This is a genomic window from Phenylobacterium hankyongense (assembly GCF_003254505.1).
GTDB classification, from domain to species: domain Bacteria; phylum Pseudomonadota; class Alphaproteobacteria; order Caulobacterales; family Caulobacteraceae; genus Phenylobacterium; species Phenylobacterium hankyongense.
Genome location: NZ_QFYP01000001.1, coordinates 891221 through 903214, shown reverse-complemented (window position 1 = coordinate 903214; position 11994 = coordinate 891221). Strand labels below are relative to the sequence as shown.

The 11994-nt window shown below is 69.7% G+C and carries 10 protein-coding genes and 1 tRNA gene; 6 read left to right on the top strand and 5 right to left on the bottom strand.

Features of this window, described 5'->3' with window-relative positions:
* Position 1 precedes the first annotated feature (1 nt).
* Positions 2–2659, top strand: coding sequence for a DNA ligase D (ligD, locus tag DJ021_RS04320; protein ID WP_111456372.1), 2658 nt, complete (start codon positions 2–4; stop codon positions 2657–2659).
* 18 nt (positions 2660–2677) lie between these two features.
* Here ligD and ku read toward each other — a convergent pair whose 3' ends face one another.
* Positions 2678–3559 (bottom strand): non-homologous end joining protein Ku, encoded by an 882-nt coding sequence (gene ku, locus DJ021_RS04315; RefSeq protein WP_111456371.1) that lies wholly within the window; start codon positions 3557–3559, stop codon positions 2678–2680.
* A 147-nt stretch (positions 3560–3706) separates the two neighbouring features.
* Here ku and DJ021_RS04310 point away from each other — a divergent pair, with 147 nt between their 5' ends.
* Positions 3707–4492, top strand: coding sequence for an SDR family oxidoreductase (locus DJ021_RS04310; protein ID WP_111458970.1), 786 nt, complete (start codon positions 3707–3709; stop codon positions 4490–4492).
* Between the two features lie 183 nt (positions 4493–4675).
* Here the strand turns inward: DJ021_RS04310 and DJ021_RS04305 are convergent, their stop codons facing one another.
* Positions 4676–5842: an aminotransferase gene (locus DJ021_RS04305; RefSeq protein ID WP_111456370.1), complete on the bottom strand. Its 1167-nt coding sequence runs from the start codon at positions 5840–5842 to the stop codon at positions 4676–4678.
* A gap of 59 nt (positions 5843–5901) precedes the next feature.
* Here DJ021_RS04305 and DJ021_RS04300 point away from each other — a divergent pair, with 59 nt between their 5' ends.
* Positions 5902–6354 carry a GNAT family N-acetyltransferase gene (locus DJ021_RS04300; RefSeq protein ID WP_111456369.1) on the top strand — a complete coding sequence of 151 codons (453 nt, stop codon included), beginning with the start codon at positions 5902–5904 and terminating at the stop codon, positions 6352–6354.
* A 23-nt stretch (positions 6355–6377) separates the two neighbouring features.
* Here the strand turns inward: DJ021_RS04300 and typA are convergent, their stop codons facing one another.
* Together typA and DJ021_RS04290 are read right to left on the bottom strand one after the other, a co-directional pair.
* Positions 6378–8210: a translational GTPase TypA gene (gene typA / locus DJ021_RS04295; RefSeq protein ID WP_111456368.1), complete on the bottom strand. Its 1833-nt coding sequence runs from the start codon at positions 8208–8210 to the stop codon at positions 6378–6380.
* A gap of 382 nt (positions 8211–8592) precedes the next feature.
* Positions 8593–9501, bottom strand: a complete 909-nt coding sequence (locus tag DJ021_RS04290) for an N-formylglutamate amidohydrolase (protein ID WP_111458969.1) — start codon at positions 9499–9501, stop codon at positions 8593–8595.
* Positions 9502–9618: 117 nt separating this feature from the next.
* On the opposite strand from DJ021_RS04290, the gene cpdR reads away from it, so the two are divergent.
* From cpdR to DJ021_RS04275, 3 genes are all read left to right on the top strand, one after another.
* Complete coding sequence (gene cpdR / locus DJ021_RS04285) at positions 9619–9975, top strand: cell cycle two-component system response regulator CpdR (protein WP_111458968.1); 357 nt, start codon at positions 9619–9621, stop codon at positions 9973–9975.
* 79 nt (positions 9976–10054) lie between these two features.
* Positions 10055–10129: transfer RNA gene (locus DJ021_RS04280), tRNA-Val, on the top strand.
* 79 nt (positions 10130–10208) lie between these two features.
* Positions 10209–10583, top strand: coding sequence for a VOC family protein (locus DJ021_RS04275; protein ID WP_111456367.1), 375 nt, complete (start codon positions 10209–10211; stop codon positions 10581–10583).
* Here the strand turns inward: DJ021_RS04275 and purU are convergent.
* Positions 10573–11415: a formyltetrahydrofolate deformylase gene (gene purU / locus DJ021_RS04270; RefSeq protein WP_111456366.1), complete on the bottom strand. Its 843-nt coding sequence runs from the start codon at positions 11413–11415 to the stop codon at positions 10573–10575. The genes DJ021_RS04275 and purU overlap by 11 nt on opposite strands.
* Positions 11416–11994: the final 579 nt, after the last annotated feature.

Sequence of the window (11994 nt, the reverse complement as noted above, 5' to 3'; positions counted from 1 at the left end):
GATGGCTGACAAACAGCTCGACCGCTACCGTTCGATGCGGGATTTCGCCAAGACCGAGGAGCCCAGCGGCGAGGCGAAGGTCCAGCCCTCCAAGCGCCGGCGCTTCGTCATCCAGAAGCACGACGCCACCCGGCTGCACTTCGATTTCCGCCTCGAGCTCGACGGGGTGTTCAAGTCCTGGGCGGTGACCAAGGGCCCCTCGCTCGATCCGCACGACCGCCGGCTGGCCGTGGAGGTGGAGGACCATCCCCTCGACTACGGCGACTTCGAGGGCACCATTCCCGCGGGCCAGTACGGCGGCGGCACGGTGATGCTGTGGGACCGCGGCTACTGGGAGCCGGAGCCCGGGACCGATCCGCACGAGGGCCTGCGCAAGGGCGACCTGAAGGTCATCCTCGCCGGCGACCGGCTGAAGGGCGGCTACGTGCTGGTGCGGATGAAGCGCCGGCCGCGCGAGAAGCGCGACAACTGGCTGCTGATCAAGCACCACGACGGCTGGGCGCAGGAGGGCCACGGCGACCTGCTGGTGGAGGGCGAGACCACCTCCGTCGCCTCGGGCCGGACCATGGAGGCGATCGCCGCCGGCAAGGGCAAGGGGCCGAAGCCGTTCATGACCGGCCGCGCCGGGCGGGCCTCGGCCAAGGGCGTCTGGCAATCGGACCGGGCGGAGACGGAGCCGCCGCCCGCCGCCGCCCCGCTGCGCGCGCCGCCGCCGCCGAAGCTGAAGGCCGCCGCCCTGCCGGGCTTCGTGCCGCCGCAACTGGCCAGGTCCGTGGACCGGCCGCCCCCGGGGTCGGGCTGGGCGCACGAGGTCAAGTTCGATGGCTACCGGCTGCAGCTGCGGGTCGAGGACGGCAAGGCGACGCTGAAGACCCGCTCCGGCCTCGACTGGACGGCGAAATTCAAGGAGATCGCCCGGGACGCGGCGGGCCTGCCCGACTGTCTGGTCGACGGCGAGGCCTGCGCCCTGAACCACCAGGGCGCGCCCGACTTCCCGGCCTTGCAGGCCGCGCTGTCCGACGGCAAGACCGACGACCTGGTGTTCTTCGCCTTCGACCTCCTGTTCGCCGAGGGCCAGGACCTGCGGCCGCTGGCCCTGCGCGAGCGCAAGGCCCGCCTGGAAGCGATCCTGGCGACGCCCGCTGGCGGCAAGGGTCACATCCGCTACGTCGAGCATTTCGAGACCGGCGGCGACGCGGTGCTACAGTCGGCCTGCCGCATGTCGCTGGAGGGGATCGTCTCCAAGAAGCTCGACGCGCCCTACCGCTCCGACCGCAGCGACACCTGGCTGAAGTCCAAGTGCCGGGCGGGCCACGAGGTGGTGATCGGCGGCTGGACGGGCGAGCCGGGCCAGCTGCGCTCGCTGCTGGTCGGCGTCCATCGCGACGGCAGGCTGGTCTACGTCGGCCGCGTCGGCACGGGCTTCGGCCGCGACAAGGTCGCGCGCGTGCTGCCCCGACTGGAGACGGTCGCCTCCGACAAGAGCCCGTTCAGCGGCCCCGGGGCGCCGCGCAAGGAGCCCAACGTCAACTGGGCCAAGCCCGAACTGGTGGCCGAGATCGAGTTCGCCGGCTGGACCGGCGACGGCAACGTCCGCCAGGCCGCCTTCAAGGCGCTGCGCGAAGACAAGCCCCCCGACCAGGTGGAGGCCGAGACGCCCGCGCCGATCGGCGAGGTCGACCTCGCCGACCTGGAGCCCCGGGCCGCGGCAAAGCCCAAGGCGACGCCAAGGCCCCACGCGTCAGCCAAGGTCAAGGCCGCCGACCACAACGTCATGGGCGTGCTGATCTCCAATCCCGACAAGGCGCTGTGGCCCGACGACGGCCAGGGCCGGCCGGTCACCAAGCTCGACCTCGCCCGTTACCTGGAGACGGTCGGCCCCTGGATGATGCAGCACATCAAGGGTCGTCCCTGCTCGGTCATCCGCACCCCGGACGGCGTGTTCGGGGAGCAGCGGTTCTTCCAGCGGCACGCCGGCAAGGGCTCTTCGGCGCTGATCTCCGAGGTGCAGGTGTTCGGCGACCACAAGCCCTACCTGCAGGTGGACCGCATCGAGGCGCTGGCCGCGCTCGCCCAGTCCGGCGCCGTGGAGTTCCACCCATGGAACTGCCAGCCCTTCCAGCCGGAGGTCCCGGGTCGGCTGGTGTTCGACCTCGACCCCGACGAGGCCATCCCGTTCACGCGGGTGATCGAGGCCGCGCTGGAGGTGAAGGAACGGCTGGAGGCACTGGGCCTCGCAGCCTTCTGCAAGACCACCGGCGGCAAGGGGCTGCACGTGGTCACCCCGCTGAAGGGAGGCAAGGGCGAGATGGACTGGCCGACCGCCAAGACGTTCGCCCAGGACGTCTGCCTGGCGATCGCCGCCGACGCCCCGGACCGCTACGTGGTCAACATGGCCAAGGCCAAGCGGGTGGGCCGGATCTTCCTCGACTACCTGCGCAACGACCGCCTCTCCACGGCGGTCGCGCCGCTGTCGCCTAGGGCGCGGGAGCACGCGCCGGTGTCCTTCCCGCTGACCTGGAACCTCGTGAAGCCGGGGCTGGACCCGAAGAAATACACCCTGCGCACCGCCCCGGCCCTGTTGAAGAAGACCAAGGCCTGGGCCGACTACTGCGACGCCGAGCGCCCGCTGGCCGACGCCATCCGCAAGCTGAAGTAGCGGCTCAGGCGACCAAGCCTAGGCCCGCTTCTTGGCCGGCGCGCGTTTGGCGGTGGGCTTGGCAGCCGCCGTCTTGGCCGCGGTGCGCGAGCCGGCGGTCTTGGCCGGCGGCTTGCGCCGCTCGCCGCCGCCCTGACCCAGGCTGCGCCGCAGCGCCTCCATGAGGTCGATGACCTCCGCCTCCTTGGGCTCGGCCGGCGCGGTGACGGTGGCGCCCTTCTCCTTCTCCTTGATCAGGGTCCGCAACGCGTCCTCGTAGCGGTCGGTGAACTGGCTGGGATCGAAGGGCCCCTCCTGCTGCTCGATGATCTTGGCGGCGATCTCGATCATCTGCGGCGGCGGCTTCACGTCCTTGATGGTCGCGAAGATCTCCTGTGGATCGCGCACCTCGCGCTTGTTGCGGATCGTGTAGGCCAAGATCCCCTTGTCGCGCGGCTCCAGGGCCATCAGCCGCTCGCGCTGGTGCATCACCAGCCGGCCCAGCGCCACCTTGCCGGCCTTGGTCATGGCCTCGCGGATCACCGCGAAAGCCTCCACCGCCATGTCGCCGTCCGGCGCCAGGAAGTAGGGGTCGTTCCAGTACAGGCGGTCGATCTCGTCCTCGCCGACGAACCGTTCGATGTCGATGGTGCGGGTGGTCTCAAGCCGCACGTTCTTGATCTCGTCGTCGGTGACCACGACGTAGCGGCCCTTCTCGATCTCGTAGCCCTTGACGATGTCGGAGCGGTCCACCGGCCCGGTCTCCGGATCGGTGGCGACCATCTTGATCCGGTTGTGGGTCTCCTTGTGCAGCATGTTGAAGTGCACTTCGCCGCTGCGCGTGGTGGCGGTGTAGAGCGCCACCGGGCAGCTCACGAGGCTGAGCCGCAGGTAGCCCTGCCAAGTCGGTCGGGTGGCCATCTCGGTCCTCGCATCCCCTTAATCAGACTCGCGAAACGCGGGCGCAGGCGATTCAGTTCGGACCGCTTGACCGCGCGGCGGCCCTCGCCGCAAATGACCGCAAGTCAAACAACTGTTTCAGAGGGAGCGCGCGTCATGAGCGAGGTGATGGACAAGGCCCGGGTCGTGGCCGGCGGCCTCTTCGACCTGACCGGCAAGGTGGCGGTGATCACCGGCTCCTCGCGCGGCATCGGCAAGGCCATCGCCGAGCATATGGCGGCCCACGGCGCCAAGGTGACGATCTCCTCGCGCAAGGCCGGCCCCTGCGATGAGGTCGCCGCCGCGATCAACGCCAGGAGCCCCGGCCACGCCATCGCCGTGCCGGCCAACATCTCCTCGAAGGAGGACCTGCAGCGGCTGGTGGACGAGACCCGCAAGGCGTTCGGCAAGATCGACATCGTCGTCTGCAACGCCGCCTCCAACCCCTACTACGGCTCGCAGCTGGAGATCTCCGACGAGGCGTTCCGCAAGATCCTCGAGAACAACATCATCGCCAACAACTGGCTGATCAGCATGGTCGCCCCGGAGATGCGCGCGCGGAAGGACGGGGCGGTCATCATCGTCTCGTCGATCGGCGGCCTGCGCGGCTCGACGGTGATCGGCGCCTACTGCATCTCCAAGGCCGCCGACATGCAGCTGGCGCGCAACCTCGCCCAGGAGCTCGGGCCCGACAACATCCGGGTCAACTGCATCGCGCCGGGCCTGGTGAAGACCGACTTCGCCAAGGCGCTGTGGGACACGCCGGAGGGCGAGAAGCGGGCCAGCGCCGGCACGCCGCTGCGCCGCCTGGGCGAACCCGACGACCTGGCCGGGGCGGCGGTCTACCTGGCGTCGCGGGCCGGCGCCTGGACCACCGGTCAGACCCTCGTGGTCGACGGCGGCGCCACCTGCTGAGTTCGACTCGCGCACAAATAGCCGCTCATCCCCGCGCAAGCGGGGACCCAGGTGTTTTTGTGTCGGCCGGGACGGTTCGCCGCCCTGCGCCGCTTCCCGCCAAAAGGAAAAATCCTGGGTCCGCGCTTTCGCGGGGATGACAGGGGGAGGGGAGCGCGGCCCCTCATCCGACAGGCCCGCGCGCTAGCGTCCCCGAAGGATCTCCCGCGCCTTGGCCAGCCGTTCGATCCCGGCGTCGAGGGTCTCGTCGTGCTTGGAGAAGCAAAGGCGCACGATGGTGGTGACCGCGTCCGCCTCGTAGAGGGCGGAGACCGGGATGGCGGCGACGCCGGCCTCCTTCACCGCGCGCAGGCAGAAGTCGCGGTCGCCGGCCTCGACGCCGGAGGCCGGCAGGTCGACGTTGAGGAAATAGGTGCCCTGCGAGGGCAGGACCGCGAAGCCCTCGCGCCTCAGCCCCTCGGTCAGCCGGTCGCGGGAGCGTTCCAGCCCGCGCGGCATCCGGGCGAACCAGTCGGCGCCGGTCTCCAGCCCGAAGGCCACGGCGCTCTGCAGGTTCGGCGGGGTGGTGAAAGTCAGGAACTGGTGGGCGCGGGCCAGGGCGTGGGTGAGGTCCGGCGCCGCGCAGAGGAAGCCCACCTTCCAGCCGGTCAGGCCGAACATCTTGCCGGCCGAGCCGATCTTCACCGTGCGCTCGCGCATGCCGGGAAAGGCGATCAGCGGCCGGTGGACGGCGGCGCCGAACACCACCTGCTCCCAGACCTCGTCGCAGACGGCGATGGCGTCGTGGGCGACGCAGAACTCGGCCAGCAGGGCCAGGTCCTCGCTCGGCAGCACCACGCCGGTGGGGTTGACCGGGTTGTTCAGAACCACCAGCCGGGTGCGCTCGGTGAAGGCCGCCTCCAGCAGGGCGCGGTCGAACCGCCAGTTGGGCGGCTGCAGCCGCACCAGCTTCGGGACGCCGCCGGCCCGGCGGATCAGCGGCAGGTAGGCGTCATAGACCGGCTGGAAGACGATCACCTCGTCGCCGGGCTCGATCAGGCCGAAGAAGGCCGCCGCCAGGGCTTCGGTGGCGCCGGAGGTGACGGTGACTTCGCTCGCCCAGTCGAGGTCGAGGCCCTGGGTGCGCGCGTAGTGGCCGGCCACCGCCTGGCGCAGCTCCGGCAGGCCGGCCATCGGCGGGTACTGGTTGTAGCCGTTCAACACCGCCTCGGCGGCCTTGGCGCGGACGCTCTCCGGGCCGGGATCGTCAGGGAAGCCCTGGCCCAGGTTCACCGCGCCGAGGGTGCGGGCGAGGCCCGACATCTCCTCGAAGATGGTGGTGGGCAGGCTGGAGAAAATCGGGTTGGCCATGGAGGGGCTTTTGACTGCAGGATTTGCCCCCTGAAGATCATTCTGTAAGGCGTGCGTCCATGGAGATCGTCGAGTACCGCCCCGAACACGCCGCCGCCTTCAAGGCGCTGAACGAGGCGTGGATCGCCAAGTACTTCGCCATCGAGGCGAAGGACCGGGAGGTGCTGGAGGATCCGCAGGGCAAGATCATCGCCCAGGGCGGCAAGGTGTTCATGGCCCTGGCGGGCGGACAGCCGGTGGGCTGCGTGGCGATGATCCGCATGGCCGACGGCGGCTATGAGGTCGCCAAGATGACGGTGTCGGAGACCCTGCGCGGGTCGGGCCTCGGCCGGCGGCTGATGCAGCGCTGCATCGACGCCGCCGCGGCGGACGGCGCGCCGAGGCTCTACCTGGAGACCAACTCCGGCCTGGCGCCGGCGCTGGCGCTCTACCGGACCATGGGCTTCAAGGACCTGGCGCCCAGCGAGACGCCGTACGCCCGCTGCGACACCTGGATGGAGCTGAGGCTCTAAGCGCTCCTCCCCGCGGGGGAGGCCTACTCGTCCTTGACGCGCTTCTTGCGGAAGGAGGGGTTGAGCACCTTCTTGCGCAAGCGGATCGACTTCGGCGTCACTTCCACCAGCTCGTCTTCGTCGATGTAGGCGATAGCCTGCTCGAGGGTCGGGCGGCGCGGCGGGGTCAGGCGGATGGCTTCGTCCTTGCCGGAGGCGCGGACGTTGGTCAGCTGCTTGGCCTTCATCGGGTTGACGTCGAGGTCGTCCTGTCGGGAATTCTCGCCGATGATCATGCCCTGGTAGGTCTTCTCGCCGCCGCCCACGAACATGGTGCCCCGATCCTCGAGGTTCCACAGGGCGAAGGCCGCGGTCTCGCCTTCGGAGTTGGAGACCAGCACGCCCTTGCGGCCGGCGTCGATGGCGCCCTTGTAGGGCTCATAGTGGCTGAACACCCGGTTCAGCACGCCGGAGCCGCGGGTGTCGGTCAGGAACTCGCCCTGGTAGCCGATCAGCGAGCGCGACGGCGACATCAGGCTGATGCGGGTCTTGCCGGCGCCCGACGGGCCCATGTCCTTCAGCTCGGCTTTGCGGGCCGACAGCTTCTCGATGACGATGCCGGTGTATTCGTCGTCGACGTCGATCATCACGTCTTCGATCGGCTCCAGGCGCTCGCCGGTCTCCGGATCGGTCTGGAACACCACGCGCGGGCGGCTGATGGACAGCTCGAAGCCCTCGCGGCGCATGCCCTCGATCAGCACGCCCAGCTGCAGTTCGCCGCGGCCGGCGACCTCGTAGGCGTCCTTGTCGGGCGTCTCGCTGACCCGGATGGCGACGTTGGACTGGGCTTCCTTCAGCAGGCGATCGCGGATCACCCGGCTCTGCACCTTGTCGCCTTCGCGGCCGGCCAGCGGGCTGTCGTTGACCGAGACGGTCATCGAGATGGTCGGCGGATCGATCGGCTGGGCGGGGAGGGCCTCGGTGACGTCCAGGGCGCACAGGGTGTCGGCGACGGTGGCCTTGGAGAGGCCGGCGATGGCGACGATGTCGCCGGCTTCGGCGTCCTCGATCGGCTGGCGCTTCAGGCCGCGGAAGGCCAGCACCTTGGTGATGCGGCCGCGCTCGACCTCCTGGCCGTCGATGCCCAGGGCGTGGATCGCCAGGCCGGGCGTCGCCTTGCCGGATTCGATGCGGCCGGTCAGCAGGCGGCCGAGGAAGGGGTCGTTCTCGATCAGCACCGACAGGATCTGGAACGGCTCGTCCTTGCGCGCCACGGCCTTGGGCTCGGGCACGTGCTTGACGATCAGGTCGAACAGCGGGGCCAGCGTCTCCGACGGCTTAGACATGTCCAGCGTCGCCCAGCCGTTCTTGCCCGAGGCGTAGATGTGCGGGAAGTCGAGCTGCTCGTCGGTGGCGCCCATGGCGGCGAACAGGTCGAAGGCGTCGTTCAGCACCCGGTCGGGATCGGCGTGGGCGCGGTCGACCTTGTTCAGGCAGACGATCGGCCGCAGGCCCATCTTCAGCGCCTTGCCGAGCACGAACTTGGTCTGCGGCATGACGCCTTCCTCGGCGTCCACCAGCAGCACGCAGCCGTCCACCATGCCTAGGATCCGCTCGACCTCGCCGCCGAAGTCGGCGTGGCCGGGGGTGTCGATGATGTTGATCCGCGTCTCGCCGGCCTCGCCGTGCCACAGCACGCTGGTGCACTTGGCCAGGATGGTGATCCCGCGTTCGCGCTCCTGGTCGTTGGAGTCCATGGCGCGCTCGACCGTCGCCTCGTTGGCTCGGAAGACGCCGGACTGGGCGAGCAGCTGGTCGACGAGCGTGGTCTTGCCGTGGTCGACGTGGGCGATGATGGCGATGTTGCGGAGCGACATAGAAACGGGATCTCGGATCGTGAGGAAGGCGCGCTTGTAGGCGAGGAGAGGCTTCGCCGCCAGCGGAGTTCGTCAGCGCGACCTCGCGACCCAGGCGGGCCCCCAGGGTGCGAGCGCGGCCGCCGTTGTGCGCTGCAACCTATATGGTCTGATCGGAGCCTTTTGCAAGCCCTTGAGAGTCCTCGCGTTTTGCGAAACTCGCCAACAAAAGCAAAGAATCTCGCCGGTTTGGCCTTGCCGAATTGTGCGCTGCACCGTATATATGAGCTCTGAGGCGTCGCTGACGTCTCTGCCCTTCCTGGGCGTTTCCTCCCTAATGAACTGCCGCGCCTTCGGGCGCGGCTTTTTTTTGGCCGGGGCCCCAGATCGAGATCTGCGGCGCTCAATTGGCGCGCAGCGCGCTCCAGTCGGCGGCCGCCAGCGCCCGGGTCAGCCGCTCCATATGCTCCTTCAGCCGGTCGAAACCGGCGGTCGGGGCCAGGGTGGCCTCATCCAGGTAGAGCGCCCGGTTGATCTCGATCTGCAGGGCGTGGGTGCGCCGCGAGGGGCGGCCGTAGTGCTCGGTGGTGTAGCCGCCGGCGTAGGGGGTGTTGCGCGCCACCCGATAGCCCAGGCCTTCCAGCTCGCGCTCGACGCGGCTGGGCACCAGCCCCGCGCAGGCGGCGCCGAAACGGTCGCCGAGCACGATGTCGCAGGGCCGGTCGCGGCCGCCGGCCCGCGCCGCCGCCGCCGGCATGGAGTGCCAGTCGACCAGGATGGCGAAGCCGTGGGCGGCGTGCGCCTCGCCGATCAGCCGCGCCAGGGCTGCGTGGTAGGGGCGGTGGGTCCCCTCGATCCGGTTGCGCGCCTCGGCGAAGGTCAGCTTGCGGGCGTAGATCTCCTGGCCCTCGGAGACCACCCGGGCGATCGCCCCCAGTCCGGCCGCGACCCGCGCGGTGCGGGCGCGGGCGAATTCCGGCAGCTCGTCGGCGAACATGCCGGGGTCCAACTCGAAGGCTTCGCGGTTGAGGTCGATGTAGGCGCGGGCGAAGCCGGCGGTGATCGTCGCCGCGCCCAGCCGCGGCGCGGCCTCGATCAGGTCGTCGACCAGGGCGTCCTCGGAGCGCCGGATGGCCAGGGTGTCGAGCGCGGCGGCGGCCATCATGTCGGCGGGATAGAAGCGGCCGGAGTGCGGCGAGGCGAACACCAGCGGGGTCGGCGGCGGGCGGCCCTCCGCCGCGGCGCGGCGCACGTCGAAGGCCGCGGGACGCGCGGGCGGCTCCTCGGCGGCTATGGGCTCCCAGGCGTTCATCTGTTGCATTGAACGCCGAGCGCCCGAAGCGGTCAAAGGGTTCATCGCGCCTTTACGTATGCGCCGTTATGGTCAGTGTTGAGAAATCACATGACCAGCCAGACCGATCCCGCCCGCATGCCCCGCATCCTCCTCGCCGAAGACGACGATTCGCTGCGAGGCTTCCTGGCCCGTGCGCTGGAGCGCGCCGGCTATGACGTCACCGCCTGCGCCGACGGCGACGAGGCCGCCGCGGTCCTCGACCAGGACTGGGACCTGCTGCTCACCGACATCGTCATGCCCGGCCTCGACGGGATCGAGGTGGCCCGCCAGGCGGCCGCGCGCCATCCAGGCCTGCGGATCATGTTCATCACCGGATTCGCCGCCGTGGCCCTGGCCGCCGGCGAGGCCGCGCCTCCCGGCGCCAAGGTGCTGTCCAAGCCGATCCACCTGCGCGAGATCGTCAACGAAGTGGATCGGATGATCGCAGCCTGAGACGGCTGCTTGCGCGCCCTCCGTCGCGCCGTTATATCCCCGCCTTCCCGCTCCTGGGCCCGCCCGGGAGACTTGGTACGGACGCGTAGCTCAGCGGGAGAGCACCTCGTTGACATCGAGGGGGTCACAGGTTCGATCCCTGTCGCGTCCACCATTCCCCGAAGCCGATGAGTTCGGTTCCGCCTCACGGCCGGTCCTGATGTAGAAGGGCGCGAAGCTAAGCGAGGCGCGCCATGTCCATCCGCACCGTCGACCACATCAACATCGCCAGCCAGAAGCTGCGGGAGACCCGCGACTTCTTCGTCGAGGTGCTGGGGCTGACCGAGGGCGAGCGGCCGAATTTCCCGTTCGAGGGTCACTGGCTCTACGCCGGCGGGCGCGCCGTCGTGCACCTGCAGCAGGCCGACGGGCCGGTGGCCGGGACCGACGCCACCGCGCTGAACCACTTCGCGTTCGAGATCTCCGACTTCGAGGCCATGGTCGCGCGTCTGGAGCAGCACGGGGTGGCCTACCGCGCGGTGACGGTGCCCGGCACCGCGATCCGCCAGGCCTTCCTGCAGGACCCCAACGGCGTGCGCGTGGAGCTGAACTACCGCCCTAGTCGGTGAAGACCACGGTCTTGCGGCCGTTCAGCAGCACCCGGTCCTCCAGCGTCCAGCGCACCGCGCGGGCGAGCACGCGGCGTTCGATGTCGCGGCCCTTGCGGACCAGGTCGCGCGGCCGGTCGCGGTGGCTGATGCGCTCCACGTCCTGCTCGATGATCGGCCCCTCGTCGAGGTCGGGGGTGACGAAGTGGGCGGTGGCGCCGATCACCTTCACCCCGCGCGCATGCGCCTGGTGGTAGGGCCGCGCGCCCTTGAATCCCGGCAGGAAGGAATGGTGGATGTTGATGCAGCGCCCCGCCAGCTTGGTGGAGAGGTCGTCGGACAGCACCTGCATGTAGCGGGCGAGGACCACCAGGTCGGTGCGCGTCTCCTCGATGAGGCGCCAGAGCGCAGCTTCCTGCGCCGGCTTGGTCTGCGCGCTCACCGGCAGGTGATGGAAGGCGATGCCCTTCAGGTCGGTGTGCGGGAAGGTGCTCTCCGGGTGGTTGGAGACCACCGCCGAGATGTCCATCGGCAGCTCGCCCTGCCGCCAGCGCCAGATCAGGTCGGCCAGGCAGTGGTCGGTCTGGGAGGCCAGGATCATCACCCGCCGCCGCGTCTTCGAATCCCGCAGGCTCCAGTCCATGGCCAGCGGCGCGGCCAGCTCGGCGAAGGCGGCGCGCAGGGCGTCCAGGTCGCCCTCGCGGGGGTCGAACACCACCCGCATGAAGAAGCGGCCGGTCTCCTCGTCGTCGTATTGCTGCGCGTCGAGGATGTTGGCGCCGCGCTCGAACAGCAGGGTCGAGACGCGGGCGACGATGCCGGTGCGGTCCGGGCAGGCGAGAGTGAGGATCATGGGGCCGGACGCCTAGCACAGCCTCGCGGCGAAATCCCACAGCGGAGCTGGTCCGGCGCGACTCGGCCCGGGCCTTGTTGCTCGGCCGCGGCTTCGGATCGCCGCCGTTCCCCTGTTCGCCGGCCGGCGGCTCCTCGCCCTGTTTTTGCCGTGTCCTGCGTCTTTTCCGCAACACGGATGCAGTCCGGCAACAAGTCGAACGCCCGGTATGGCCCGGGCCGCGACGGAGCGACGGCTTGATGACCCTTCACCTGTGGTCCGCGACCCGCGGCCGCCAGCGAGGGAGATTCATCGAATAGACGGTATGTCGATGGCGGGTCGGTGTCGGACGACGCGGCGTCAAGCCGCAAGCTGAGCCGGAGATCCTGCGGTCATGGCCGGTGGTGAAACCTCTGGCCTGCGCAAATCGACCGACGGATGCTCTCCCCACTCACGCGCCGAAAGCCCGCAGCACAGACGGGACACGCGGTGAGGGGAGGAAAATTTGATGTTGAAGAGCAGATACTTTTGCGGCGGCTCCATTTTGGCCGCGATGCTTGGTCTTGCGGCCGCCGGTTCGGCGTCGGCGCAAACGGCGGA

What these genes read in the sequence shown, in the direction of transcription:
- typA (WP_111456368.1), bottom strand. Translation starts at nt 8,210, where the DNA reads ATGTCGCTCCGCAACATCGCCATCATCGCCCACGTCGACCACGGCAAG.
- DJ021_RS04310 (WP_111458970.1), top strand. Translation starts at nt 3,707, where the DNA reads ATGGACAAGGCCCGGGTCGTGGCCGGCGGCCTCTTCGACCTGACCGGC.
- DJ021_RS04305 (WP_111456370.1), bottom strand. Translation starts at nt 5,842, where the DNA reads ATGGCCAACCCGATTTTCTCCAGCCTGCCCACCACCATCTTCGAGGAG.
- DJ021_RS04300 (WP_111456369.1), top strand. Translation starts at nt 5,902, where the DNA reads ATGGAGATCGTCGAGTACCGCCCCGAACACGCCGCCGCCTTCAAGGCG.
- DJ021_RS04290 (WP_111458969.1), bottom strand. Translation starts at nt 9,501, where the DNA reads ATGAACGCCTGGGAGCCCATAGCCGCCGAGGAGCCGCCCGCGCGTCCC.
- cpdR (WP_111458968.1), top strand. Translation starts at nt 9,619, where the DNA reads ATGCCCCGCATCCTCCTCGCCGAAGACGACGATTCGCTGCGAGGCTTC.
- ligD (WP_111456372.1), top strand. Translation starts at nt 2, where the DNA reads ATGGCTGACAAACAGCTCGACCGCTACCGTTCGATGCGGGATTTCGCC.
- ku (WP_111456371.1), bottom strand. Translation starts at nt 3,559, where the DNA reads ATGGCCACCCGACCGACTTGGCAGGGCTACCTGCGGCTCAGCCTCGTG.
- purU (WP_111456366.1), bottom strand. Translation starts at nt 11,415, where the DNA reads ATGATCCTCACTCTCGCCTGCCCGGACCGCACCGGCATCGTCGCCCGC.
- DJ021_RS04275 (WP_111456367.1), top strand. Translation starts at nt 10,209, where the DNA reads ATGTCCATCCGCACCGTCGACCACATCAACATCGCCAGCCAGAAGCTG.